The following is a 25,759-nucleotide window of genomic DNA, read 5'->3' as shown; positions in this document are numbered from 1 at the left end:
CTTCTAGGTAATACACGCACTTTCATTGATCATTGAAAATTCAAAAAATAGATGCGCGTCCCTGAATTTGTTCAGGAGGTAGAAGGCAGAAGAAAGATCAATATTACCTATTCCTATTACTAATTACCCATCAGCCATCACCTATTCTTCCACTGGTTTTTGACTAGAAAATACTGGGGCAATGGCGCTTAATTTCAACTCTGGATGGTCTCCCTCCAATTGTTGGCAATTCCATTCATTACGGAATAATAATACTGGTCTGCCCATACTATCTTTGACGGTAGTAGTGTTAAATAAACGCCCGATCTTTTCCAAAGCTTCCCAACCACCTTCAACCCACCGAGCGACACTGTAGGGTAATAAATCTAGGATAGTTTCGACACCATACTCATTTTGTAAACGAAACTGCACAACTTCAAATTGTAACTGACCAACTGCTGCTAAAATTGGATCACGTTTGGCTTCATCAGTGGAGTACATAATTTGTACAGCACCTTCTTCTCTTAATTCGGAAACGCCTTTTTGAAATTGCTTGAATTTTGATGGGTTGGGGTTTCTCAGCGTGGCAAATAATTCTGGTGAAAAATAAGGAATTCCCTCATATTCTAGTTTTTGTCCTGTATAAATTGTGTCGCCAATTGCAAAAACGCCGGGATTGTTTAAACCGATCACATCTCCAGGATAAGCAACATCAATTGACTCTCTCTCTTGAGCAAAGAGTTTTTGCGGCCGAGATAGACGGACAATTTTGCCTGTGCGGGCATGATTCACTGTCATATCCTTTTCAAACTTGCCTGTGCAGACCCGGACGAAAGCTACTCTATCTCTATGTTTGGGGTCCATGTTGGCTTGGAGTTTGAAGACAAATCCAGAAAATTCTGGATAGGTAGGAGGAACTTCGCCAACGCTGCTATTATGTGTACCTGGTTTGAGGGCATAATCCAGGAAGTATTTGAGGAATAATTCCACCCCAAAGTTGGTCATGGCGCTACCAAAAAACACAGGTGTCATTTTTCCTTGATGCACTAAGTCTAAATCAAGTTCCCCCCCTGCACCTTCTAATAGTTCTAATTCATCTTTAAGTTGGTTATAAAGGTCTTGTTCTAGTAGTTGCTCAATTTTGCTATCACCTAAGTTGATGATGGTATCACGGGCTTCTCGGCTACCGTGGGCGCTACGCTCGAATAGATGTATTTGCTGCTGATGGCGGTCAAATACGCCTTTAAAGCGATCGCCCATCCCAATTGGCCAATTTACCGCATAAGTCTGTAACCCCAATTCCTGCTCTATTTCATCTAACAGTTCTAACGGTTCTCTTCCCGGACGGTCGAGTTTATTCACAAATGTGAAAATCGGAATACCCCTAAGTTTACACACTTCAAACAGTTTCCGGGTTTGGGGTTCTAACCCTTTAGCCGCATCAATTAGCATTACCGCGTTATCTGCTGCTGCTAAAGTTCTATAAGTGTCTTCACTAAAATCTTGGTGTCCAGGGGTGTCAAGTAAATTAATTTGACAGTTACGATAGACAAATTGCAACACTGTAGAGGTGATAGAAATACCCCGTTGTTGTTCCATTGCCATCCAGTCAGAAGTGGCTTTACGCTGCGCTCTCCGAGCTTTTACTGCCCCAGCTTCGTGAATCGCACCTCCGTATAATAATAGTTTTTCTGTTAAGGTAGTTTTACCAGCATCAGGGTGAGAAATAATCGCAAAGTTGCGCCTTAGTTCCACCGCTTCACCTAGTTCTTCGATAAGTTCAGTAGCCATAATTTTTAATTCGTTTTTAACCTTACTTAATTAAATGTAGTCTTTTTCAGGACTAGGAAAACACATTTGTCTATTCTATTAATTTTCACCTCTGAATTCATCAATATTGAGAATTTTATGGGTGAGGTAGTTGACAAATTTTAGATTTTCCTTTATGATTTTATTATAATGGGAATCTGCACGCGCATATAGGGTCTAGTTTTAGATTTCTCAGATTGTCAGAATATTGATTTGTTAGAATTGAACAATTATAGATATTTCTCTAATTTTAAGAATTCTTCACATCTGTCAATCAGTAGTTTTGCATCTTCAGCATTCAAGCGTTCAGAACGATCATAATCTCCCTTTAAACAGATTTGTTCTGCATCAATTAAATAACGGTGAAATTTAGGATCAATTTTACCAGTTCTGGCAAAAAGTTCGCCAAATTTGCTAATTACAACAGAGTGTTTACTAAAACTGAGATTTTCACCTACTAGAAATACTTCAGCTATGTAAAACATAGCGTAATAAGCACGAGAAACAGCAAAATCATGGAGATTTTCACTGGCTAAAATTTTCGCAGCACGTAGACTATCTTCAGCTTTTTGCACTAGAAACTGCTGTTCGTTGTTCATAAAAATAAATACCTTCTTTTTTAATATTTTTAATCAGCATTGTTTCTTCTTTTTCAAACCGACTAAGGGAGTAAAAAATGTTAGAAATTACGACGATATATTTTAAACTCCAGGATTTGAGGATTTACAGGATGTGGTTTGATGATTGTAGTGGCTGTGCATTCTTGCCAATCTATCTGATCGTACCATGTATTTCTGTTCAAAACTCAATAATTTCAGAGTTAAACATCTTTGAGAAAAGCGATGAATTTGACAACAACTTTCGTCAAGCAGGCGTTAGAAAGCGAAAAGTTTGCGCGTCCGGGTTTCCCGGCGCAAAACTTTTCAAGACATGAATAGAATTGTCCAGCCCTGGGGTAGATTCAGGTAGAACGAATTTCATTTAATATTAGTTCGGCTTGAGTATTAGCGATGCCCTTGGCAACCACTTTGTGGTATTGCCGATTTTTAAATATATCTAATTCCTGAAGACTAATGCTAAATCATCTTCGCTTTGCTGCTTTTGGGGATGGCTGAGTTTGCGGTGAATGCAACTATCCAATGAAGCGAATTCATCATGATGTAATTCACGAGGATAAAATCTATGAAATGGCAACAATTAATTCTGGGTTTTATCGTCACTATTTGCTTAATATTTGCAGGTAATACCCTAGCGCAGACTGACATCAATATCAACAATACCAACCTGATTCGCTTTGGTGGTAGCGTCATCGTACCAGAGAATCAAGTTGTCGAAAATGCCTTGGCTTTTGGGGGGAATGTTACAGTATTGCCTAATGCTAGAGTTTTGGATACTGCGATCGCATTTGGCGGGGATGTCATTCTGAAAAAAGGAGTGCAGATAGAGGGTGATGTTTACTCCTTTGGCGGCAAAATCGTCAAAGAAGAAGGTGCGAACATTGGCGGTAGCTATACAACTAATGATCAACCTGGGATGATGGATAGTTCCCATCGAGGTAGAGGTAGCTTCTTCTACACTATTTCTCTCGGTCCCATTTTTAGAATTGGTAACGCCTTACTAGCAGCTATTCTCGGACTAATTATTTTACATACCAATCCCCAGTTCCTGCCTTCTTTGGCTACAAAATTGCGTCAACACCCCAGTTTGGCTGTTTTATGGGGAATGGGAGCGATCGTCGGCATTATCTTTGTGATTGTGTTTCTAGCGATTACGCTGATTGGTATTCCTCTGATTCCACTACTAAGTCTGACGGTGATTATCACTTCTCTAGTCGGATCATTAGCCGTGGCACTTTTTGTCGGTCAAAGTCTAGTCAGTAATCGTAATTGGTCGTTACAGCAGCAGTTTTTGGTAGGTTTAGCAATCCTCACAGTTCTGACACTAATTCCATTTTTCGGAGGTTTAATAGTTTTCCTAGTCAATATGTTCGGCTTGGGTGTCATCTTGCTGTGGAAACTTGGTAGAGAAAAACCTCAAATAGCGCCTGAGTGAGGGCATTCTCCTGACTTTACCTGTGGCTACAGATCAGGAGATTGAGTTGCAAATCCCATCTACAACGCTCAAAGAATGGTAAACGATTTCGGCTCGTTGATTTACCCTAAAAACCAGCCATCAAATCTAAATCAGAAAGCTTCATTTGACCTTATTTAAGTTTAAGAAAATCCATGATTTACTTGCCTTTGATTTCAATCCTGTTGCTTGTTGGACCAGCACTTGCAGCTATCTCCATGACGCGATCGCTTACCACCCGTGGACATTTACTTTTGTTGGGTATATGTATCCTCTACGGAATTTTTCCATTCCTAGTCACTTGGGGAGGGATGGGTTTAGCTGAACGCTTTGGTTGTTCAGCAGAAGCAGTTCGCTTTATTTGTCCGTCCTCATCTTGGCTTGGAGACGTGATTTCGGGGATGTTCATGGCTCACTGGCTGGCGATTTTCGCTATTCCATCAGCCATTTTCGGTGCGATCGGACTCCTGATTTCTTTGATTCTCAAGGTCAAGCGATCAGATGTCAATACTCCTGTCATACCAAGGGCTATATTTCATCGCAGTCGTCATAAAGTTTTCGCAGGTGTGTGTTATGCCCTTTCTCAGCTATGGAATTTACCAGTCATGGGTGTGCGGATTGTTACCGTTATTTTAGCGATCGTCATCCCTGGATTTATTTTTCTGTACTTTTGGTGTTGGTTGGCATTCCCCATTGAGCCGCGATCGCAACAACAACCTGTAGGAGAACAATCATGAGTCTACGCAAACATCATCAAAATCCTCTGAGAAAAATAGATTTTTTCAAATTAGAGAGATCACATTTTTGGCAAAGTTCTCAGAAAAAATAAAACTCATCGAGGCTCATATGTAGATATTGTCTGATTAACATCCTGTAAATCCTCAAATCCTGGACATCCTGATTCAGACAAATACAACTTTCATCACCAAAAAACTATCTAAAAATTCCCATCCTGAAAATCCTGGACATCCTGATTCTGACAAACACACATTTCATCACTAACAGAAAATCTAGAAATTACCATCCTGTAAATCCTCAAATCCTGGTTATCCTGATTCAGACAAAATTAAACATTCTGATTTATCAGTATTTAACCAAATATGATATAATAAATAACTAGAATTGATGAGGTGTCAAGAATGTACGACAGCGATAAACGCAAACTATTATCAGCCTTATGTCACGGAGCAATTTTTTTCAGCACCACTATTGTATCCGTTGGTTTACCGATTGCTTTATTAATAATCTCTGATGATCCGGTTGTCAAAGACAACGCTAAAGAATCCATCAATTTCCATTTTAACGTTTGGTTTTATGGTGCAATTTTAGGAACTTTGTTTTTTCTCCTGGGTTGGTTAGTATTACCACTGGTGATATTATTACCATTAGCAGGTTTGGGATATTTGATACATTGGGGATTAACAATTTTTGCCCTCATCGGAGTTTTTGGTAATCCTGATACACCCTTTCGTTATCCTTTCATTTTCCGAGTTTTTTAGTAATCATCTCCACTGGGTATTTTTATCATCAATTTGTCAGCATACAAAAGTAAGAAATTTTCCAATTATTATGAATCCTGTAAGGGTTTAGCATTTCTGTAAGGGGTTAGCATTGCTAAACCCCTACTCCTGACTTTAAGATTATTTTCTCAAAATTATTCTAGGAAAGTGTCAACAAAGCTGTAAAATATAAAATTGCCCCACAGCTTCATGAACAGCAGGGCAAAGACAGTTAAGCACTGTTTCTAGTTTGTCTGAAGGTCACAAAGTAAAATGTGGCTTTTGTGACGCTTTGTGTTATGTCCATTGCGTTTTTTCTTGATCAAAAATAAAAATCTATGTTTCCTACACATCGTCCCCGTCGCTTACGTACCCATCCCCAACTACGTCGCATGGTACGTGAAACCGTTTTAACAACCAATGATTTAATTTACCCTTTGTTTGCTGTTCCAGGTGAGAGTATTGCGAAAGAAGTCAAATCTATGCCTGGTGTTTATCAACTTTCGATAGATAAAATAGTTGAAGAAGCAAAGGAAGTTTATGATTTAGGAATTCCGGCGATTATCTTATTTGGAATTCCAGCAGATAAAGACATAGATGCTACAGGTGCATGGCATGATTGTGGTATTGTCCAAAAAGCAGCAACCGCAGTTAAAGAAGCAGTTCCTGATTTAATTATTTTGGCGGATACTTGTTTGTGTGAATATACCAGTCATGGTCATTGTGGTTATTTACAAACTGGTGATTTAACAGGTAGAGTTTTAAATGATCCAACTTTGGAATTATTGAAAAAAACCGCAGTTTCCCAAGCTAAAGCAGGTGCGGATATTATTGCACCTTCGGGAATGATGGATGGTTTTGTGCAAGCAATTCGTGAGGGTTTGGATGAAGCGGGATTTGAAGATATCCCCATCATGTCCTATGCTGCAAAATACGCTTCCGCTTATTATGGACCATTCCGGGATGCCGCAGACTCCACACCACAGTTTGGTGATAGACGCACCTATCAAATGGACCCCGGTAACTCCCGTGAAGCTATCAAAGAAATTGAGTTGGATATTGCCGAAGGCGCTGATATGCTGATGGTGAAGCCGGCTTTGGCATATATGGACATTATCTGGCAGGTGAAGCAAGCTAGTAATTTACCTGTAGCTGCTTATAATGTCTCTGGTGAGTATGCGATGGTAAAAGCTGCTGCTTTAAATGGTTGGATTGATGAGCAGCGCGTTGTCATGGAAACTTTAACAGGCTTTAAACGGGCTGGTGCTGATTTGATTTTGACTTACCACGCTAAAGATGCGGCTCGGTGGTTGTAATAAGATATGACCTCACGCAAAGGCGCAAAGACGCAAAGAGGATTTTGAGTGTCTTTGGCCTTTGTTGTTTATTACCTCAGCTTCTTGTGGATGTGTGACAGTTAGGGTACGGGAGGTGGGTTACATAATTCCCAAATCACCATAAAATAATTAACGCTGTATCTCCAAATCTTCAGAAAAATCAATGACATTATTACAGGATCAAGTTGCAATTGTTACAGGAGCATCAAGAGGAATCGGAAGAGCGATCGCCCTTCAACTAGCATCCCAAGGCGCAAAAGTCGTTGTTAACTATGCCAGTTCCAGCACAGCAGCAGAACAAGTAGTAGCAGAAATTACAGCAGCAGGAGGAGAAGCGATCGCTCTCCAAGCAGACGTTTCCCAAGCAGATCAAGTAGAAACACTGATTAGCACTAGCTTAGAGAAATTCAAACGTATTGATATATTAGTCAACAATGCAGGCATTACCCGCGATACATTATTATTACGGATGAAACTAGAAGAATGGCAAGCCGTCATAGACCTAAATCTGACAGGTGTATTTTTATGTACCAAAGCCGTCAGTAAAATCATGCTCAAACAACGTTCAGGCAGGATTATCAACATATCTTCCGTAGCTGGACAAATGGGAAACCCTGGACAGGCAAACTACAGCGCCGCTAAAGCAGGTGTGATTGGTTTTACCAAAACCGTTGCCAAAGAACTAGCTTCCCGTGGGATCACAGTGAACGCCGTTGCGCCTGGTTTTATTACCACCGACATGACCAGCGATATTAAAGCCGAAGGCATCCTACAATACATTCCCCTGGGTCGTTTTGGTCAACCAGAAGAAATTGCCGGGATGGTCAGGTTTTTAGCAGCTGATCCCGCCGCAGCTTACATCACCGGACAAGTTTTTAACGTCGATGGTGGTATGGTTATGTAATTGGTAAAGAAGGGACTAGGGACTGGGATGATGTCCAAAAAATTAATTCTGACTCCTGTCCTGATTCCTCAATTATGAAAGATTCTCTGCCAGATAGTCACACCCAAAAGTAGGACAATACTAGCAGCAGAAGCCAAGATGACAGGTGCAGTCATACCCTGTACCGTCATAGCCAGCACATTAAAAAACAAGGTCACAGACCACAGAGTAAAAGCGGCACGACGTTGAGAAAAACCCCAAGCCAGCAAGCGATGATGCAAATGATCCTTGCCAGGGGTACTCAAAGGGTTTTTGCCGGCTAAAAGTCGCCGTACAAATACCTGAGTAGTATCTAAAACTGGCAACATCAAAAATAAAACCGTCGGCACAAGGGCATAAACTGTACTTTGTTGTAATTTGCCTAAAATGCTAGTTGCAGCCAGTACATAGCCGAAAAAATAGGCTCCCGCATCACCCATGATGATCCGTGAAGGATAGAAATTGTGACGTAAAAACCCCAGTGCTGCACCTCCTAAAGCAGCTAATACCAGGGTTGCTGCTGCCCGATTGTCAAACTGAGCAGAAACTCCCAACAAACTCATCGCCGTAATAAAACTGATTCCTCCAGCCAAACCATCCATCCCATCCATCAAATTAATGGCATTGGTAATACCTACTACCCACAATACTGTCAAAGCCATTGACAAGAGTGAGTCAATGGGTGTACCAAACATGACTTTGATGCTAATGCCATTAGCCACCAGCAACAATGCTGTAATCATCTGCGCCCACAAACGCACAGAAGGAGGTAAGCCAAATTGATCATCAATAAAGCCAACCAAGACTAAAATAGAACCCCCTAACAAAACCGTGAGTACCTGTGCCAATACTCCTTGGAGTTCAATGGGTCGTAACAAACTAGCTAATACTAAAGCGGCAATAACACCAGCATAGATAGCCAAACCTCCCGCATTAGGTAAAGGTTCTTGGTTCAGTCGTCGGGCGTTCGGTTGGTCAGCCCAACCTACTTGCAAGGCAAATTGACGTATTGCTGGAATCAAACGCCAAGTGACAAGCCAAGCCAAAATAAAAGTTAATACTACCGCCAACCAGCCGGTGCCGCTAGGGTTAGCAATACCGAGTGTTCTAAGGGAGTTGTCTAAATTCATCTCCCACTTCAACCATTACTGCTAGTGTTCAAAATCAGCATAACTGTAATCTTAATCAATTTTTTCTGAGTATTTGTTAAATTGAATAGCTGAGGCAGTTAGCACTCTTGTCCTGTGAGTGCTAAATTGTCTAATGGAAGCGATCAAAAAATAAAACATGGCTAAGATTATTTCATTTGATGAGGAATCACGGCGGGCGCTAGAAAAAGGCATTAACGCCCTGGCAGATGCGGTAAAAATTACCTTGGGTCCAAAAGGCCGCAACGTCCTGTTAGAAAAAAAATTTGGAATGCCCCAAATTGTCAACGATGGTATCACCGTTGCCAAAGAAATTGAATTAGAAGATCCTTTAGAAAATACTGGTGCAAGACTGATTCAAGAAGTGGCATCTAAAACCAAGGATGTGGCTGGAGATGGGACAACAACTGCTACAGTTCTAGCACAGGCCTTAGTGAGAGAAGGATTGAAAAACGTAGCCGCAGGTACAAACCCTATTGCTTTAAAACGGGGAATTGATAAAACCGTTGAAGCATTGGTAAAAGAAATTGCTAAAATAGCCAAGCCAGTCGAAGGAAGTGCGATCGCTCAAGTGGCCACAGTTTCCGCTGGTAACGATGAAGAAGTTGGCAGTATGCTGGCCGAAGCAATGGCAAAAGTCACCAAAGATGGTGTCATCACCGTTGAAGAATCCAAATCCTTAACTACTGAACTAGAAGTAGTAGAAGGGATGCAAATTGACCGGGGTTATATTTCTCCCTACTTCATCACCAACAGCGACCGGATGACAGTGGAATTTGAAAATGCCCGCATCCTCATTACCGACAAAAAAATCAGTAGTATTCAGGATTTAGTTCCTGTACTGGAAAAAGTCGCTCGTTCAGGTCAGCCTTTATTAATCATTGCCGAAGACATTGAAGGTGATGCTTTAGCAACTTTGGTAGTTAACAAAGCACGAGGAGTTTTAGCCGTTGCTGCTATTAAAGCCCCTGGTTTTGGCGAACGTCGTAAAGCCTTACTACAAGATATTGCTATTCTTACCGATGGACAGATGATTTCTGAAGAAATCGGTCTGAGCTTGGATACTGCTACTTTGGAAATGTTAGGTACAGCCCGGAAACTTACCATTGACAAAGAAAGCACTACAATTGTCGCTGGTAGCGAAATCAAGCCAGAAGTGCAGAAGCGTATTGCTCAAATTCGCAAACAGTTAGAAGAAACTGATTCTGACTACGATTCCGAAAAACTGCAAGAACGCATTGCCAAGCTTGCTGGTGGTGTGGCAGTGATTAAAGTCGGTGCAGCTACAGAAACCGAACTCAAAGACCGTAAACTGCGGATTGAAGACGCACTCAACGCCACCAAAGCCGCAGTAGAAGAAGGTATTGTTCCTGGTGGTGGTACAACCTTAATTCATCTCTCTACAAAAGTAGATGCAATTAAGAACACTCTTGACGCTGAAGAAAAGATTGGGGCTGATATTGTCAAAAAAGCATTAGAAGCGCCTTTACGCCAAATCGCTGATAATGCTGGTGCTGAAGGTTCTGTCATTGTCTCCAAAGTTCTAGAAACCGATATTAACATCGGCTATAACGCTGCTACTGGAGAATTTGAAGATTTGATTGCCGCAGGTATTATCGACCCTGCTAAAGTTGTCCGTTCTGCATTGCAAAATGCTGCTTCTATTGCGGGTATGGTTTTAACCACTGAAGCCATCGTTGTCGAAAAGCCTGAACCGAAATCTGCTGCTGCACCTGACGCTGGTATGGGTGGCATGGGCGGCATGGGCGGCATGGGCGGCATGGGTGGTATGGGTGGCATGGGTGGTATGGGTATGTTCTAATCACCGCTTCCCCAAATAAATTTTAATTTTTTTACAGTTTGTCTTGACAAAATCAGGCAAACTGTTTTTTATACAGAGATATGGGGAACAGGGAGCGGAAATTAAAGTTAGTTCCGTTATCAAAAGCTGACTGTTGAATTACTATAGGTAAAATTTGATGATTAAAAAAATTCGCCGTCTTCCCAAATTTATCAATAAATCTTCCAGAAATGAATACTATCATCAACCAGGAACTATCCCAGGAACAATTATCATTGATGAAAATGCTGAACATCCAAATATTTTTTTGTTTGATTATAACCAAACTAATCTAATTCGTGAACAAATAATTAATCCTGAAGATTGCGCTAACTATTTGGATACGGAATCTGTTTCTTGGGTGGATGTTCAAGGTTTAGGTAATAGAGACATTTTAGAAAGATTGGGGAGAGTTTTTGAGTTGCATCCTCTAGTTTTAGAAGATGTGGTGAATATGGCAGAACGTCCGAAAATTGAAGATTATGAAGACCAATTAGTGATTATTGCGCGGATGGTGGTTAGGAAAGAAAACAGCCATGAATTTCATAGTGAACAAGTGAGTTTTGTTTTAGGAAAACATTATTTACTCACAGTTCAAGAAGAACCAGAATATGATTGTTTTGACGGAGTCAGAACCCGAATTATTAAACATAAAGGCAATATTCGTAAATATGGGGCGGATTATCTTGCGTATGCTCTATTAGATGCAATTATTGATGGTTTTTTTCCGGTATTAGAACTCTATGGCGATCGCATTGAGGAATTAGAAGAAGAAGTAATAACTAATCCTACTCCCCAAACATTACAAAAAATCTATCAAATTAGACGAGAATTATTACAATTACGCCGATGGATTTGGCCTCAAAGGGATGCAATAAATTCTTTAATTAGAGACAGTAGTGAAATAATTAGTGATGAAGTACATATCTATTTGCGAGACTGTTATGATCATTCAGTACAAGTTATGGATATGGTAGAAACTTACCGAGAATTGGCATCTGGATTAATGGATGTTTATCTTTCAGCCGTTGGCAATAAAATGAATGAAATTATGAAATTATTAACAGTGGTTTCATCAATTTTTATTCCTTTAACTTTTGTAGCGGGAATATATGGTATGAACTTCAATACCGAAAAATCACCATATAATATGCCAGAACTAAATTGGTATTGGGGCTATCCACTTTGTTTGGGATTAATGGCTGTAATTGCCTGTGGTTTAATATTCTTCTTTTGGCGACGGGGTTGGCTGGCAAATTCCGTCAATATTCACAAAAAGTCAAGATACTAAAATAAGATATTGCCAGGGTAAAATTATTTAGCGTTTTTCAGGAGTTGATATTCAAAATTATGGTATTACAAAGTAGCGACCAAAATCTGCTGGTTTTGATGGTTTATATCTTGGGTGTTTATTACACATTTAATCGCATGATTGAATCTATTGATGATATGGTCATGCTCAATTTCCAAAAAAGTGCTGCTGAAGAACAACTGAAAGAACAAAATCTGGAAGATAAAATTGGCATTTCTTTTAAAACAGATACATATTCTTTAGAGAAACTGAAAGACAACTTAAAAGAATTGTCAATTAGCATTGATAATAAATCAGAAAGTTTAGCTGTATATGTGGACTGGGATAATAGCTCTTGGGTAGTTGAACATACTAAAAAATCCCGCCGAGTAATTCGCAAGTCTCCAGACCTCAGTCGTGATTTAGCAATACCTCAAGTTCCTACAATTATTGCTCCCAAGAAAACAATTTCTGAAAATGTGACGGCAGAAGATATTTTAAAAAGGGACAAGGAAACAGGAACATATCAACCAGGAGAACCCTTGATTGATATTGTTGGCATGAAGAATCAAAAGCCGTTCAAGGATTTGTACAAAGATTTTATGGATGGAAAAAAGAAGGTAGAATTTTCTTTTCAACTGGTGCTAAGAATATCTGAGTTACGTGTCGGTTTAGCTCCTGGTGTGAATGTTCCTCCCATATCAATTATCAATTGCCCTTTCACTCTCGAAAAACTACCTTGGACTTATGCCCTACCTTGGAATAAAAAGAAGTCCTAATTATCCACACAGAAGGGGCAATCAAAGCTTAAACTGGATCTAGGAGAGAGTAGGCGCAGGTGGTTGCAGATCAGTCATTAAGACTGGTTTGAGGAAAGTCCGGGCTTCCGAAAGACCAAACTTGCTGGATAACGTCCAGTGCGAGCGATCGTGAGGATAGTGCCACAGAAAGATACCGCCAATACTGGGGACTAGGGACTGGGGAATAATTTTCCCGCTCTTCTCAATCCCTGAAGTTGGTAAGGGTGCAAAGGTGCGGTAAGAGCGCACCAGCAGTATCGAGAGGTACTGGCTCGGTAAACCCCGGTTGGAAGCAAGGCCAGAGGAACTATGGTTGGTCTTTTACCAGTTCCGTTAAGAAAGAGCCGCTAGAGGTGTTTGGTAACAAGCATCCCAGATAGATAACTGCCCTCGCAAGAGAACAGAACCCGGCTTATGTCCTGCTCTCTCTCTTTTTTATGAATTATGGATGTGTAATTTTTCTGTAGTTCGTTTTTTCAATTAATACAAAAGACGTTAGAAATACAAAAGGAAACCAAACAGGCGTAGATTTGGAAGCTAAATTACCAAAAGATTTTATTGATTTTACACTACAGTCAGTTTCAGCAAAATATGACTTTGAAAAAATTAAACAGACTTTCCCAGATGCCTTGGAAGTTTCAGAAGATGTTTTAAACACAAAGCTGGCTGAGTTTACTATTTGTAACCAATGTAAAGTTTTCCGAGGTAAATATGAAATGCAGTTTATAGTTTCAATAATTGAAATGATACTGCAAGACTCATCAAATGCTAAAAAGTATATTAAAGAAAAAATCAAGTTTACTTTTGGAGAAAAGTTAAGCAACGATCAAGCCATCAGTATTTTTTCTGTCTATGCTGAAACACCCGAAACTTTGCACAATTATTTAACGCAAGTAAGTTCTTAGAGGAGTCACGATGGCAAATTAAACATTCTACAAACCGTTGAAGTTATAAAAATGCTGACACAGTGAGTTTTTTAACAAAAAATCAACTTGTATTTATACTCTATAATTTAATGCTAAGTTAAGAGTTATGAATCCTTTTCCCCACACTGATTGAATGTCCCGCGTTTATCCTCGCCGTCAAAGGCAACTTGAAAGTTTAGTCCAAAAGTTAGGACTGTCAAAAAATAGTCCGATCAAGTGGCCGTTACTTGACTTGGCGCTAACACACGCCACTGTTTCAGAATCGGCAAACTATGAACAACTGGAGTTCGTTGGCGATGCAGTGGTGCGACTCGTGGCTGCTGTGATGTTATGGGAACATTACCCCGAATGCTCGGTAGGGGATTTTGCGGCTATTCGTTCCGTTTTGGTGAGCGATCGCATTCTCTCTAAATTAGCAAGAGAATATGGTTTAGAACTATACTTACTTGTTGCTGGTAGTGCTACTGCTGATCATGTTGGTCAGGAATCACGTCTAGCAGATGCTTTTGAAGCAGTTCTGGGGGCGCTTTACCTCAGCACTCACAATTTAGACTTGATTCGTCCTTGGTTAGATCCGCACTTCCAAGAACTGACAACAGAAATTCGTCTTGATCCGGCTAGATTAAATTATAAAGCTGCTCTGCAAGAATGGACTCAGGCACAATTTAAAGTTTTACCGGAGTACCGAGTTGTGGAAGTTAATCAACCCCACCACACTCATGAACGTTTTGTGGCTGAAGTTTGGTTACATGAGAAAATGTTAGGACAAGGTAAGGGACGCTCTATTAAAGCGGCTGAACAAGCGGCTGCGAAAATTGCTTATTTGGCAGTTACTGAAGAGGTGACAGGTGACAGAGAGAATAATAACTAATAACTAATAACTAATAACCAATGACTAAAATTAAACTTGCAGTTATCGGGGTTGGACGTTGGGGAGTGCATTTGTTGCGAAATTTTCTGGAACATCCTCAAGTAAGTGTTTTGGCTGTAGTAGATCCACATTCAGAAAGATTAGCAGCAGTTAAACAAAAGTTTAATTTAGATGAAAATATATTACTAACAAACGAGTGGGAATCTGTAAAGCAGATTTCGGAATTAACAGCAGTGGCGATCGCAACTCCCGCTACCACTCACTATGGTTTAATTAAAGATTCTCTTCAACACGGATATCATGTTTTAGCAGAAAAACCCCTCACTCTTGACCCAGAAGAATGTCGGGAACTGTGCCAATTAGCAGAGTATCAGCAATTGATACTCATGGTTGACCATACTTATTTATTTCACCCCGCAGTCGAAAAAGGTCAAACAGTAGTTCAATCTGGTCAGTTAGGTGATTTACGTTATGGTTATGCTACCCGTACTCATTTGGGACCTGTACGCCAAGATGTTGATGCACTCTGGGATTTAGCAATTCATGATATTGCTATTTTCAACACTTGGTTAGGTAAGTTACCTGTAAAAGTACAAGCAACAGGTACAGTTTGGTTACAGGAAAATAGGACAGAAAGCCAGGGTTTAGCGGATTTAGTTTGGGTAACGTTGACATATCCAGACAATTTTCAAGCTTATATTCACCTGTGCTGGCTGAATCCTGATAAACAACGTCGTTTAGGAATTGTGGGTAGTAAAGGCAGTTTGATATTTGATGAAATGTCAGCTTCATCTCCTTTAACCCTGATACATGGGGAATTTACCAAAGAAGGAGATTTATTTATACCTATAAATCAACATCAGGAAGTGCTGGAAATTGCCAAAGCTGAACCATTAGGAAAAGTCTGCGATCGCTTTGTGACTAATATTCTACAAAATACACCCTCACTAATTTCCTCTGGTTGGGTGGGTAGAGAGTTGGTAGAAATTCTCACAGCTTTAACTACATCTCTCCACCAGGGGGGTAAATCTATAAAAATCAGTAATGGTTGATTTTGCCAAGCAATTATCAGCAATCAGCTACAAGTATGGGGCTGATCTGAATTTAATAGCTGTTTAAGCCTAAAAATGAATTTTAATTCTAAATTAAGAATTGAACAGACAAAATAGGCTCGTTTTATATGTACGATTAAACTCTTATAGGGCTAGTGTTTAAGATTACCCGAAGTAGCGAACGGGATTGTTAAATCATGTCCCTTTAAAAACTTAAAAAACCTATTCATATCTATTCAGAAACTTATGACATCAAACTCCCCAGATTCAATCAACCCTGGAACTGTCAAATCTCTATCTGAGTTTGTCAAACTCAATCCCCCGGCTATATTCATCACTGACGCAAATCCAGACTTGGTTAAAGAAATACAACAACTTCTGAAAATAGAAGTAGATGGCGTTGTTGGTCCTTTAACTAAGCAAGCTTTCTCAGAATTCAAGCAAGATAATAAACTGGCCTATCCTCTAGGTCTAGGAGTGACAACCGCTAAGGAGTTACTAGAGTTAAAGGGTAACGAAGAAATAGCTGGCGACAAAGAAGAAGGTATTAACTCAGAAATAAAACTCAATCCTTCTGCTGGGTCACGGACAGGTGCTTCAATGAAACTTCCAGGAGGCGAAATAGTCTATGCAAACCAATATATTGTTGAGGGTATTCCTCTAACTTGGGGTGAAGCTACCAAAAATTGTACTCGCATTCCTACCAGTTCTGAATATGTAGCAAATGCAATTAGGATGGCGAAAACTTGGGGACCAGTGAGAGAAAAATTTGCTTCACCGATTAAAATTACTTCTGGATACCGTCCACCAGCGGTAAACAAGGCTGTAGGAGGCGCTCCTAATAGCCAGCATCTCTATTTCCGGGCTATAGATATGATCCCCATGAACGGAGACTTTAAAAAGCTTTGGGATGTATTAAAAGCTTCTCAATTTTCAGGTTTGGGAGATGCAGTTTTTATGGGTAAAAATAAAGGATTTTTCCATGCTGACATCAGACCCGGTGGAAGAGTTATCTTTCCTTACTAATAACCCAAGTTATTAGATATACAATGAATTCAAAGCCCCTCTTTTTAAGGGGGGTTGGGGGGATCAAACACAAGGAAACAGGGTAATTGTTTTATCTCCACTTCCAGCAGCTAAAATTTTACCATCAGGGCTAAAAGCAACAGAGTAAACCGCATCATCTGCACATTTCACACTAGAAATTTCTTCTCCACTATCTACAAACCATAATTTCACAGTCTTATCTTTACTAGCACTAGCTAAAATCTGACCATTGGGACTAAAAGCAACAGCACAAATATGATCAAAATGTCCAGTGAAAACCTTAATTTCCTGACCAGTTTCTACATCCCATAGCTTAATAGTTTTATCATTACCAGCACTTGCTAAAATCTTACCATCAGAACTGAAAGCTAAAGCATTAATAGCACCAACGAACCAATCAGAACTTACCGTTAAACCTGTTAAAGTTCTCACTTTGTTTTCAGCTAATTGTAATATCTTGATAGTTTTATCATTACTACCTCCACTACTAGCTAAAAGTTTACCATCTGGACTAAAAACTACACACAAAACATCATCTATATGACCTTTAAAAGAGTAAATTTCCTTTCCTGTTTCTAAAGACCAAAGTTTAACTGTTTTATCTTTACTACCACTAGCTAAAACTTTTCCAAATGGACTAAATGCGACAGAATGAACTTTTTCTTCATGTCCTATAAAAGTGAGAATTTTACTACCTGTTTCTACATCCCATAATCTAATAGTTTTATCATTACCACCACTTGCTAATATTCTACCATCAGGACTAAAAGCAACTGAGTTAATACCTCCACTCCAAGCTGCATCTTGATGTCCTTCCAAAGTACGATGTTGCTGAGTTGTTAAATCCCAAATCTTGATAGTTTTGTCATCACTTCCACTAATTAAAGTTTTTCCATCAGGACTAAAAGCAACTGAAGAAACTTTATATTCATGACCTTTTAAAGTTCCTACAAATAATAATTTATCTGTGTTTTCTTCAGATGCAGATTTCGTAGGAATTGCTTGATTAAATTCGACATTTACTTGATTTTGGGAAGTTTGAATATTAGCCTGATTTGGTGTATCTAATGGTTTGATCAAAGCATTAAATTTTATTAAAGCATCAAATGAAGTATCTAATACTGTTAACGATTGATTGACAGAATTAAAGAGATTATTGAATTTGTAATTTTCAGCATTTTGATTTTGTTGAACTTTCTCTAATTCCTGAGATTGTTGATCAAGATTTTGATTAATTTGTTGTATTGAGTTCTCAATTTGTGCAAATTGTGGTTTAAAAACTGCAATTTCTTGACTAATTTGGGAAAATTCCAATTGTTGATTTTCTTGATTTTTATGAAATTTTGCTAATTGTTGCTGAATGCTTTCACTTCCATCTTTAATTGATTTCTCAATTTGCTCAAATCGAGAATTAACGACTGATATCTGTTGATTAAATTGTAAAAATTCAGATTTTAATTCTTGAATATCAATCAATTCTTCTCCTTGGTTATGAATAGTTTTATTCAAATTATTCAAAGAATTATCCAATTCAGTCAAACGGTTATTAATATCTTCAAATTGTTGATTAAAATGGTTAATTTTTGTACTCAAATTTTGAATTGATATATCAATTTTTTGATCAATAATTTTACTTACCTGTTGTTTCCAAATCTCTATTTTTTCCAAATTCTGCTTAGTAGAAATTGCAATTTTCTGATCAATAAATTGGCTTAACTGTTCTCTCCAAGCCTCGATTTGTTGTAACCGCTGATTAGATGTATCCATAGTTTCCTGTACTTGATAGAATTTATCTGTGATATTTTGAAAATTTCCCTGCAATTGTTCAATTTTTTGTTGCGACTGAGAATAATTAAAGCGGGGACGATTGGCTAAATTCAACGCTATGCTTGTAGCCAAGGGAACAACTGCATAAACCACCTGCTGAGTCACTGCTGCTGCTATCGTTCCCAATACTATTAAACCCAGGCACACATACTCGCTAATTTCTAGCCATTGACGTTTGCTCATTATCTTTAATCATGACAATGTAAATTCAGTATAATTATGTAATAAAATTATTGTCAAGAGTTAAAATTGTGATATCTAAGTTACGACGATTTTAAAAAAGAATATTCCCAGTAGTCAGTTGTCAGTGGCAAAAGTTGATTAATTTTTCCCAGTCCCCAGTCCCCAATCCCCAGTCCCAAAGTTGCTATAATCAAAAAATATGATATGATTAATAGTTCTCTAAAACAGTGCTGGGTGAAGAACGTAGATAGAAAACTCAGCACATCTACACACTCAGCACAAAGAACTCTAGTTTATGGCACTGCCAATTGTAGCAATTATCGGTCGCCCCAACGTGGGCAAATCCACCCTAGTTAATCGGTTAGCCGGAGATCAAACGGCCATAGTACACGATGAACCAGGTGTAACGCGTGATCGCACTTATCGACCAGCATTTTGGAGCGATCGCGAATTTGTGGTAGTGGATACCGGCGGCTTAGTATTTAACGATGATACCGAATTTCTCCCTTTGATTCGCCAACAGGCATTAATGGCGCTTTCAGAAGCCTGTGCAGCGATATTTGTAGTGGATGGGCAAACAGGACCAATGCCAGCAGATCAAGAAATTGCTGATTGGTTACGTCAACAACCTGTACCAATTTTCCTGGCTGTAAACAAATGTGAATCACCAGACCAAGGTTCAATTCAAGCTAGTGAATTTTGGGAATTAGGATTAGGTGAACCTTACCCTATTTCCGCCATTCATGGTAGCGGTACTGGGGAAATTTTGGATGAGTTAATTAAGCACGTCCCCGACGTGAAGGATCTACCAGAAGATAATGTGATTAAAGTCGCCATTATCGGTCGTCCAAATGTCGGTAAATCAAGTCTATTGAATACTTTTGTTGGCGAAGAAAGAGCGATCGTCAGTCCTATTTCTGGAACAACTCGTGATACAATTGATACGGAGATTGAACGAAATGGGCAAACCTACCGCTTAATTGACACCGCAGGTATTCGCAAAAAGAAACATATAGAATACGGTACAGAATTCTTTAGTATTAACCGCGCTTTTAAAGCTATTCGCCGCGCCGATGTGGTTTTATTAGTGTTGGATGCTGAAGATGGAGCTACTGAACAGGATCAAAAATTAGCAGGGCGCATTATTGAAGAAGGTCGCGCTTGCATTATCGTGGTTAATAAGTGGGATGCAGTCGAAAAAGACTCTTACACCATCTACGACTACGAAAAAACCCTAGAAGGCAGGTTACATTTTACCGAATGGGCAGATATAATTTTTGTCAGTGCTGCCACAGGACAACGGGTAGAAAAGATTTTAGAATTGGTGAATAAAGCAGCGGAAGCACACAAACGTCGTGTTACCACCTCCGTAGTAAATGAAGTCCTTACAGATGCAATTAGCTGGCATTCTCCACCAACTTCACGGGGCGGTCGTCAAGGTAAGATATATTATGGTACGCAAGTAAGTAGCCAACCACCAACCTTTGCTCTATTTGTCAACGATGCTCAACGGTTTAATGACAATTATCGCCGTTATATTGAAAGACAGTTCCGCAAACAATTAGGGTTTGAAGGTACACCCATTCGTTTATTTTGGCGAAGTAAAAAAGTCCGGGATGCGGAAATTGGTAATCTCAATCGAGCAACTCGCGTAAAATAATATTCACTGGTCAGGCAATTTTGGATTTTAGATTTTGGATTTTGGATTGACCCCACAGATAAATCCGGGGGCTTGTATCATAAAGTAATTATTGGTCATTTGCTCATCACTAATGACCAATGGCCAATGAACAATTACTAAAAAATGGATTTACTGCGATCGCTCCCACTGGGATTATACTTAGAAGAACCGCAAACTTGGCTACATAAATTAGACCCACGAGTCAAGTTAATTTGGTTATTAAGCTTTCTGACCAGCTATATTGTCGCTAACAACTATTGGCGCGTATTATTGGTATTACTGTTAATTATTTTTACCGTATTTGCCAAAATTCCCCTGAGAGTATGGCGGCAACAAATGGGCTGGCTGTTAGTGCTATCATTTATGGTATTTGCGATCGGTGCTATCAGTCCCGATGGATTCAGTATAAATTATCAACCACGCCTACCAAAAAACGAACAAGTCTTAACCCAACCGCCAACCGCTAAAGATGCCAAAGCGAGTCTAGAATTAGCAGATAGCAAAAAAGAATATAGATATGTGCTGTTTCACAAAGGACCCATAAAAGTAAATCGTCGGTCCTTAGATTTAGCAATTAGGCTGAGTACAATAGTGTTTACTTTAATTTACAGCACTAATTTATATTTGCTGACCACCGCACCAGAAGAAATCACCTCTGGGATGGAAAGCTTAATGCAACCACTCAGAAGATTCAAAATCCCAGTTACAGAAATCACCCTAACTTTAACCTTATCCTTGCGGTTTATTCCCCTAGTTTTAGAAGAAGTTCAAAACCTAGTCCGTTCTGTCATGACTAGAGCAATTAATTGGAAAAAATTAGGATTAAAAGGAGGTGCTAAAGTTTGGTTAATTGTGATTGAGAGACTATTGGAAAATTTGCTTTTAAGAGCCGAACAAATGGCAAATGCCATGATGGTAAGAGGTTTTACCAGTCCTAATGAACATCGAGTCAAATGGCAAGAGTTAAAATTAAAAACAGGTGATTGGTTAGCTATTGCAATTTTAATAGTATTTTGGGGACTGAGGATAGCCTTGGGAACAGAAGTTTCTTAATTTACGCCTTAAGGAGGATGTTTAAATTACTGAAACTTTATAAAGTTGGGATATATTTTACCCTGAGTGAAGTCTGGGCTTGGGTTCCCTTCCAAGCCTTTTTATTTTCTTTTTATTTTTTTTCCATCATTCCTGGCATTAAACCCATCGCCGCAGGGGGAATTTCAGTTAATAAACGAAATGGGAAGAGTGAAGTTGAAGCAACTTGAGCATAATCTGGAGTCAGAAACACCCTATATTTATCAGCTTCTGGAGTTAACTGCGCTGCCATTGCTAAAGTTACAGCCTTGACATATTTGCGAACATCCGCAGCTTTTTCACCCACCACTTCCCGACTAGAAATAGATGAGTTTGTTTTTCCTTCCTGATTATTAGTTAGGCTAGGATCTACCACACTCAGATGGGTAGCACCAACCGCAGCAGCTAACCATTTAGGAGAGGGAATTTTAGCAAAACTGGTTATATGTTCACTTAAAGTTGGGGTGATGTGATCGGCAGAACCTGTCAACATGAGAGTTGGTACTTGCACTTTTGTTAAACCAGTTTCCCCAAACAATAAAGAGGTAGGAGGCTTCAAAGCTACTATCTGTTTAACTCTTTCATCCCGTAGCTGGTAGCTATTTTCTGGTAATTCTTTCGCTACACACATAAAACCTTGGACAAAGTTCAATTTAGCTGCATTTTGCTCACAGCTTTGTCTCAGACTAGCTATTTGATACTCACCACCAGCTAATGCTAAAGCTGTCATACCACCAAAAGAAAAACCAGCAACCATCACCTTATTTGTTGCTAATTTACCTTGTAATGGGTTATCAGTAGTTTGGTTGATTTTTTCCAATTCATCAATAACAAAACTAACATCTTGGGGACGTGCTACAAATTCCTGGGGTTTTAAAGAATTTGCGCCTTTGTTAGCTGCGATATTACTACCAGGATGTTCCAAAGCTGCGACTACATAACCATGAGAAGCCAGATGTTCAGCTAAATAGCGTAAGTCTGTACGAACTAAGCCAAAACCATGAGACAAGACAATTACAGGCTTTTCAGTGTTGGCAGAATTTGACCAATAAACATCAACAGGAATTTTGCGTTGACGCTTTTCGTCATTTAAATTTAAATTTAATATTTGTACTTGGGCGCTTCCTGGTTGTGTAGGATCAAAAGAACTAGCAGCTTGTATTTTGCTAGGATCAATTCGGGGAGTCATAGCCAACATAAATTGCTGAGTCCGCCAAAAAGCCATATTCAAACTTCGTGCTACTGTCAAAGCTTGTGGTACATTAATTTCTAGGTTTTGGCTGGGATAGGCATTAATAAAACTGAGTATAGACAAACCTTGGGGTGAGTTTGCACCTAAAATTAAACCGGCTCTAATTGCTTGCACTCCCGCTTGATCTTTGCGATTCAAAGTAGTGGAGATATCATTGAGAATTGTGTTCCCAAGTTGAGTTTTGAGTAAACGATCAAGAGTGACAACATTCACTGGTACTCTAAGTTTTAATCCCCGCACTAGAAAATTGCGTTGTTGTTCAGTTAATCTTTTGGTATATGTCCCTAAACTAGCAGGTAATTCTCCTGTTTCCGCAGCTTTTTTTAAATCTGCAAGAGAAGCAGATTCTTCTAATGGTCCATAGCGTACAACAAGTTTATCTGCGGCTTGTGCGGAAGTGTTTGCTACTACCAACTGTGTGAGTGTGATAGCACTAAAGACACCTGCAACTATCTTGATATTTTTCCAGCTTTTCTTTTTTAACATCTTTTTACTGCACCTCAACTTAAGGGATTGTAACTGGTTTTGGTGTCTTTGACTACGATAATTAGGTAAACATACAGCAGAATTCAGAAATCAGGATAACACTCATGTTAATAGTGATAACAACCGGGTGAAGAAGGATCTAAATTGAATAAAGCAAGATCAAGATCAAAAAATTCTGAAGATGACTATAATTTTGTTGTTTAGGAATGATTGTGGTGATTTATGCGTCGTCGTCTCATCTATGGTTTAATTCTGCTGTTTTCTTTGTTCATTACTATTATTTGGTGGCCTGTAAATGATTCTAATTGCAGTCTAATTAATTTATTAAAATTAAAACAACAGAACTTTCAAGTACAAGCAACTCAGGTTTTGGTTAAACCTTGGCTGGGTGAACATCATGTTTATGGAATTTTTCAAGTTCCTGATGAATATAAAAAAAGTAGATTTTTTGTGTTATCAATTCCAGGCGATCGCCAATACTGTTCTCGTCCATTTGGATATAGAGAAAATTATGACGATGTGTTTGCAGAACCAGGAAAGCTGTTGATTAAGCACTATATTAGAAGTCGCATAGCTGTAAAAATGATTTTCCAAGGTTTATATTTCCAACTTAATAATCCCCAAAACTGGACTTTAACTTTTCCTAAACTCAAGGTTAATTAGGTTGCTGGTGGAGTTGTGAAAATTCCAGGTTTATCTAACAAATGATTAGTAGCATTGACAATAATTTGCGCTGTACCTATAAAAAAATCACGCTCGATATTTTTTGGTAAATCACTGGGTTGATGATAATTAGGACTACGCAAATTAGCCGTATCTGTCACCAAAACAGCACCCACTCCTTGATACCAAAAAGGAGCATGATCACTTCTTAAAGTGTCAGGAGTTAACAAACCTTTAAACGGTATGGGTAATGTCAGCACTGCGGGTAAATTTTGATTAGTGTTGCTAAAAGCATTTAATAAAGGTAAATGTTCCGTATCCCCTACCACTATTGCACTCAGCATGATCAATAATAGCCAAAGCCATTTTTTCATCTTCAATAACCCTGTCTTTCCGACTTCAACATAACGCAAATACCACGTCTTACAGTAGACATCGACCGAATTTAAATATGCGTTTTCCAGAACCTTTGTAGAGACGTTCCATGGAACATCTCTACATTCTTTTTCACCAGATATCTAGTTAGTCTTTTCAAGGTGACTCGAAAAATCTTTTCTTTAACTCTGCGCTCTCTGCGCCTCTGCGGTTTAAATATGATTTATCTAACCACAGAGGAAACGGAGTAAAGAGGCTTGTTTTACAGCTTGTCTTTTGACAGAATCACCAATTTAACGTAAATTTGCCATCTAGGAAAGTTCTGACTTCTGCCTCAGAACTCATTACTCAGGACTCAGAACTTTATTTATGTTAGATTTATTGCTGATCACCATCCTGGGCTTCCTGGGAAGTTTTGGACATTGCTTTGGGATGTGTGGACCCCTAGCTGTCGCGTTTTCCCTTTCCCATCAAGAAGAAACTCAGGGTTGGCAACAGCAATTAAAATTTCATACTCTGCTAAACTTAGGGCGAATGTTGAGCTATGCTCTAGTAGGTGCAGGTATTGGCGCTCTCGGTTCGGTATTAGTTGAAGGTGGACAATTAGCGGGAGTTGGTAGTGATTTACGCCGCTGGATAGCTATAATTACTGGTATCATGTTAATTTGGTTTGGTTTAGGACAAGTTAAACCAGACTTATTACCGCATATTCCCTTATTACATCCTCTCTTAAAAGGTAGTTTACATAACCGACTAAGTGCGGGCATGGTAAAACTATCCTTACATACAAAATGGTGGACACCAGCACTTTTGGGCATGACCTGGGGTTTAATGCCGTGCGGTTTTTTATACGCTGCTCAAATTAAAGCCGCAGCTACAGGTAATTTGTGGCATGGTGCAATTACCATGTTAGCTTTTGGTTTGGGAACTCTACCGACGATGTTGGGAGTCGGTGTTTCTACTTCCTTAATGAGTAAAGATCGCCGCAGTCAGTTATTTCGCTTGGGTGGTTGGGTAACACTAATCATTGGCGCAATTACTCTATTGCGAACTGGTGACACAATGGTAGACTACAGTGGACACGCTGCCCTGATCTGCTTAATTTTTTCCTTAATTGCTCGTCCTATCAGTGGTTTGTGGTCATCACCCATGCGCTACCGTCGCGCTTTCGGAGTAGGGGCTTTTGTCCTGTCCGTGGTACATACCATTCATAATATAGAACACTCTCTAGAATGGAATTTTGCCGCTTTTTGGTTCTTACCCCTAGAATTTCAATGGGGAATGGGTGCAGGTGCGGTGGCTTTGGTGTTGATGAGTCCTGCGGCTTGTACAAGTTTCGATTTTCTGCAAAAGTCTTTAGGTCAGCTTTGGCGAAAAATTCATCTTTTGAGCGTTCCCGCTTTGCTGTTGACTACCATTCATGTAGTATTGATTGGTTCTCATTACTTGGGTGCTTTAAGATTGACTTGGGGTAATAGATTAGCAACTTTGTTATTAGTAATAATTACCCTTGGTGTTTTATTATTGCGATCGCCCTTCTTTTGGTCAATTTTAAAATTAGAAAAATTCTATGTTTCCCCAAAAAAATGTGATAGGTGATTGGGGACTGGGGACTGGGGACTGGGGAGAT

21 protein-coding genes, 1 other RNA gene and 1 pseudogene are annotated in these 25,759 nt (G+C 39.3%); 17 read left to right on the top strand and 6 right to left on the bottom strand.

What is annotated here, in order from left to right; all coding sequences use genetic code 11:
* Positions 1-141: 141 nt before the first annotated feature.
* Together prfC and VB694_RS16165 are read right to left on the bottom strand one after the other, a co-directional pair.
* Positions 142-1,770: a peptide chain release factor 3 gene (gene prfC / locus VB694_RS16170; RefSeq protein ID WP_323361353.1), complete on the bottom strand. Its 1,629-nt coding sequence runs from the start codon at positions 1,768-1,770 to the stop codon at positions 142-144.
* Between the two features lie 248 nt (positions 1,771-2,018).
* Entirely contained in the window at positions 2,019-2,387 is a 369-nt protein-coding gene (locus VB694_RS16165) for a HEPN domain-containing protein (RefSeq protein WP_323361352.1), read from the bottom strand.
* A 583-nt stretch (positions 2,388-2,970) separates the two neighbouring features.
* Between VB694_RS16165 and VB694_RS16160 the strand changes: the two genes are divergently transcribed.
* The 5 genes from VB694_RS16160 to fabG all read left to right on the top strand — a co-directional run bounded on the left by VB694_RS16160 (position 2,971) and on the right by fabG (position 7,598).
* On the top strand, positions 2,971-3,840 hold the full coding sequence (locus VB694_RS16160) for a hypothetical protein (RefSeq protein WP_323361351.1): 870 nt from the start codon (positions 2,971-2,973) through the stop codon (positions 3,838-3,840).
* A gap of 173 nt (positions 3,841-4,013) precedes the next feature.
* Positions 4,014-4,595 (top strand): PspC domain-containing protein, encoded by a 582-nt coding sequence (locus tag VB694_RS16155; protein ID WP_323361350.1) that lies wholly within the window; start codon positions 4,014-4,016, stop codon positions 4,593-4,595.
* 402 nt (positions 4,596-4,997) lie between these two features.
* A complete protein-coding gene (locus VB694_RS16150) occupies positions 4,998-5,357 on the top strand; it encodes a DUF4870 domain-containing protein (RefSeq protein ID WP_323361349.1) in 360 nt (119 codons plus the stop codon).
* Positions 5,358-5,695: 338 nt separating this feature from the next.
* Positions 5,696-6,673, top strand: coding sequence for a porphobilinogen synthase (hemB, locus tag VB694_RS16145; protein ID WP_323361348.1), 978 nt, complete (start codon positions 5,696-5,698; stop codon positions 6,671-6,673).
* Positions 6,674-6,857: 184 nt separating this feature from the next.
* On the top strand, positions 6,858-7,598 hold the full coding sequence (gene fabG / locus VB694_RS16140; protein ID WP_323361347.1) for a 3-oxoacyl-[acyl-carrier-protein] reductase: 741 nt from the start codon (positions 6,858-6,860) through the stop codon (positions 7,596-7,598).
* A gap of 68 nt (positions 7,599-7,666) precedes the next feature.
* Here fabG and VB694_RS16135 read toward each other — a convergent pair whose 3' ends face one another.
* A complete protein-coding gene (locus VB694_RS16135) occupies positions 7,667-8,746 on the bottom strand; it encodes an MraY family glycosyltransferase (protein WP_323361346.1) in 1,080 nt (359 codons plus the stop codon).
* A 157-nt stretch (positions 8,747-8,903) separates the two neighbouring features.
* Here VB694_RS16135 and groL point away from each other — a divergent pair, with 157 nt between their 5' ends.
* From groL to VB694_RS16095, 8 genes are all read left to right on the top strand, one after another.
* A complete protein-coding gene (gene groL, locus VB694_RS16130) occupies positions 8,904-10,586 on the top strand; it encodes a chaperonin GroEL (protein ID WP_323361345.1) in 1,683 nt (560 codons plus the stop codon).
* Positions 10,587-10,743: 157 nt separating this feature from the next.
* Positions 10,744-11,895: a magnesium/cobalt transporter CorA gene (gene corA, locus VB694_RS16125; RefSeq protein WP_323361344.1), complete on the top strand. Its 1,152-nt coding sequence runs from the start codon at positions 10,744-10,746 to the stop codon at positions 11,893-11,895.
* A 59-nt stretch (positions 11,896-11,954) separates the two neighbouring features.
* Entirely contained in the window at positions 11,955-12,674 is a 720-nt protein-coding gene (locus VB694_RS16120) for a hypothetical protein (protein ID WP_323361343.1), read from the top strand.
* Between the two features lie 45 nt (positions 12,675-12,719).
* Positions 12,720-13,126, top strand: an RNA gene (rnpB, locus tag VB694_RS16115) — RNase P RNA component class A.
* A 48-nt stretch (positions 13,127-13,174) separates the two neighbouring features.
* Positions 13,175-13,600: a DUF4435 domain-containing protein gene (locus tag VB694_RS16110; protein WP_323361411.1), complete on the top strand. Its 426-nt coding sequence runs from the start codon at positions 13,175-13,177 to the stop codon at positions 13,598-13,600.
* Between the two features lie 154 nt (positions 13,601-13,754).
* Entirely contained in the window at positions 13,755-14,492 is a 738-nt protein-coding gene (gene rnc, locus VB694_RS16105) for a ribonuclease III (RefSeq protein ID WP_323361342.1), read from the top strand.
* A 20-nt stretch (positions 14,493-14,512) separates the two neighbouring features.
* Positions 14,513-15,544 carry a Gfo/Idh/MocA family oxidoreductase gene (locus VB694_RS16100; protein WP_323361341.1) on the top strand — a complete coding sequence of 344 codons (1,032 nt, stop codon included), beginning with the start codon at positions 14,513-14,515 and terminating at the stop codon, positions 15,542-15,544.
* A gap of 246 nt (positions 15,545-15,790) precedes the next feature.
* A complete protein-coding gene (locus tag VB694_RS16095) occupies positions 15,791-16,570 on the top strand; it encodes a D-Ala-D-Ala carboxypeptidase family metallohydrolase (protein WP_323361340.1) in 780 nt (259 codons plus the stop codon).
* A gap of 63 nt (positions 16,571-16,633) precedes the next feature.
* On the opposite strand, the gene VB694_RS16090 is transcribed toward VB694_RS16095, so the two are convergent.
* Positions 16,634-18,601: a hypothetical protein gene (locus VB694_RS16090; RefSeq protein WP_323361339.1), complete on the bottom strand. Its 1,968-nt coding sequence runs from the start codon at positions 18,599-18,601 to the stop codon at positions 16,634-16,636.
* A gap of 295 nt (positions 18,602-18,896) precedes the next feature.
* Between VB694_RS16090 and der the strand changes: the two genes are divergently transcribed.
* Both der and VB694_RS16080 read left to right on the top strand, forming a co-directional pair.
* A complete protein-coding gene (gene der, locus VB694_RS16085) occupies positions 18,897-20,261 on the top strand; it encodes a ribosome biogenesis GTPase Der (RefSeq protein WP_323361338.1) in 1,365 nt (454 codons plus the stop codon).
* A gap of 144 nt (positions 20,262-20,405) precedes the next feature.
* A complete protein-coding gene (locus VB694_RS16080) occupies positions 20,406-21,335 on the top strand; it encodes an energy-coupling factor transporter transmembrane protein EcfT (RefSeq protein WP_323361337.1) in 930 nt (309 codons plus the stop codon).
* Between the two features lie 112 nt (positions 21,336-21,447).
* Here the strand turns inward: VB694_RS16080 and VB694_RS16075 are convergent, their stop codons facing one another.
* Positions 21,448-23,091 (bottom strand): alpha/beta hydrolase, encoded by a 1,644-nt coding sequence (locus VB694_RS16075; RefSeq protein ID WP_323361336.1) that lies wholly within the window; start codon positions 23,089-23,091, stop codon positions 21,448-21,450.
* A gap of 222 nt (positions 23,092-23,313) precedes the next feature.
* Here VB694_RS16075 and VB694_RS16070 point away from each other — a divergent pair, with 222 nt between their 5' ends.
* Positions 23,314-23,754: a hypothetical protein gene (locus VB694_RS16070; protein ID WP_323361335.1), complete on the top strand. Its 441-nt coding sequence runs from the start codon at positions 23,314-23,316 to the stop codon at positions 23,752-23,754.
* On the opposite strand, the pseudogene VB694_RS16065 reads toward VB694_RS16070, so the two are convergent.
* Positions 23,751-24,083, bottom strand: a pseudogene (locus tag VB694_RS16065) (M28 family peptidase); the annotation flags it as partial. The gene VB694_RS16070 and the pseudogene VB694_RS16065 overlap by 4 nt on opposite strands.
* A gap of 415 nt (positions 24,084-24,498) precedes the next feature.
* Between VB694_RS16065 and VB694_RS16060 the strand changes: the two are divergent.
* Entirely contained in the window at positions 24,499-25,728 is a 1,230-nt protein-coding gene (locus tag VB694_RS16060) for a sulfite exporter TauE/SafE family protein (protein ID WP_323361334.1), read from the top strand.
* Positions 25,729-25,759: the final 31 nt, after the last annotated feature.

The sequence above is a fragment of the Anabaena sp. UHCC 0451 genome, from assembly GCF_034931405.1.
Lineage (GTDB): Bacteria > Cyanobacteriota > Cyanobacteriia > Cyanobacteriales > Nostocaceae > RDYJ01.
The sequence above is the reverse complement of the archived record's forward strand: the minus strand, read 5'-3'. Positions and strand labels throughout refer to the sequence as shown.

What these genes read in the sequence shown, in the direction of transcription:
- der (WP_323361338.1), top strand. Translation starts at nt 18,897, where the DNA reads ATGGCACTGCCAATTGTAGCAATTATCGGTCGCCCCAACGTGGGCAAA.
- VB694_RS16165 (WP_323361352.1), bottom strand. Translation starts at nt 2,387, where the DNA reads ATGAACAACGAACAGCAGTTTCTAGTGCAAAAAGCTGAAGATAGTCTA.
- VB694_RS16155 (WP_323361350.1), top strand. Translation starts at nt 4,014, where the DNA reads ATGATTTACTTGCCTTTGATTTCAATCCTGTTGCTTGTTGGACCAGCA.
- VB694_RS16150 (WP_323361349.1), top strand. Translation starts at nt 4,998, where the DNA reads ATGTACGACAGCGATAAACGCAAACTATTATCAGCCTTATGTCACGGA.
- VB694_RS16060 (WP_323361334.1), top strand. Translation starts at nt 24,499, where the DNA reads ATGTTAGATTTATTGCTGATCACCATCCTGGGCTTCCTGGGAAGTTTT.
- VB694_RS16135 (WP_323361346.1), bottom strand. Translation starts at nt 8,746, where the DNA reads ATGAATTTAGACAACTCCCTTAGAACACTCGGTATTGCTAACCCTAGC.
- VB694_RS16100 (WP_323361341.1), top strand. Translation starts at nt 14,513, where the DNA reads ATGACTAAAATTAAACTTGCAGTTATCGGGGTTGGACGTTGGGGAGTG.
- VB694_RS16075 (WP_323361336.1), bottom strand. Translation starts at nt 23,091, where the DNA reads ATGTTAAAAAAGAAAAGCTGGAAAAATATCAAGATAGTTGCAGGTGTC.
- VB694_RS16160 (WP_323361351.1), top strand. Translation starts at nt 2,971, where the DNA reads ATGAAATGGCAACAATTAATTCTGGGTTTTATCGTCACTATTTGCTTA.
- hemB (WP_323361348.1), top strand. Translation starts at nt 5,696, where the DNA reads ATGTTTCCTACACATCGTCCCCGTCGCTTACGTACCCATCCCCAACTA.
- rnc (WP_323361342.1), top strand. Translation starts at nt 13,755, where the DNA reads ATGTCCCGCGTTTATCCTCGCCGTCAAAGGCAACTTGAAAGTTTAGTC.
- VB694_RS16070 (WP_323361335.1), top strand. Translation starts at nt 23,314, where the DNA reads ATGCGTCGTCGTCTCATCTATGGTTTAATTCTGCTGTTTTCTTTGTTC.
- VB694_RS16090 (WP_323361339.1), bottom strand. Translation starts at nt 18,601, where the DNA reads ATGAGCAAACGTCAATGGCTAGAAATTAGCGAGTATGTGTGCCTGGGT.
- VB694_RS16095 (WP_323361340.1), top strand. Translation starts at nt 15,791, where the DNA reads ATGACATCAAACTCCCCAGATTCAATCAACCCTGGAACTGTCAAATCT.
- fabG (WP_323361347.1), top strand. Translation starts at nt 6,858, where the DNA reads ATGACATTATTACAGGATCAAGTTGCAATTGTTACAGGAGCATCAAGA.
- prfC (WP_323361353.1), bottom strand. Translation starts at nt 1,770, where the DNA reads ATGGCTACTGAACTTATCGAAGAACTAGGTGAAGCGGTGGAACTAAGG.
- groL (WP_323361345.1), top strand. Translation starts at nt 8,904, where the DNA reads ATGGCTAAGATTATTTCATTTGATGAGGAATCACGGCGGGCGCTAGAA.
- VB694_RS16120 (WP_323361343.1), top strand. Translation starts at nt 11,955, where the DNA reads ATGGTATTACAAAGTAGCGACCAAAATCTGCTGGTTTTGATGGTTTAT.
- VB694_RS16080 (WP_323361337.1), top strand. Translation starts at nt 20,406, where the DNA reads ATGGATTTACTGCGATCGCTCCCACTGGGATTATACTTAGAAGAACCG.
- corA (WP_323361344.1), top strand. Translation starts at nt 10,744, where the DNA reads ATGATTAAAAAAATTCGCCGTCTTCCCAAATTTATCAATAAATCTTCC.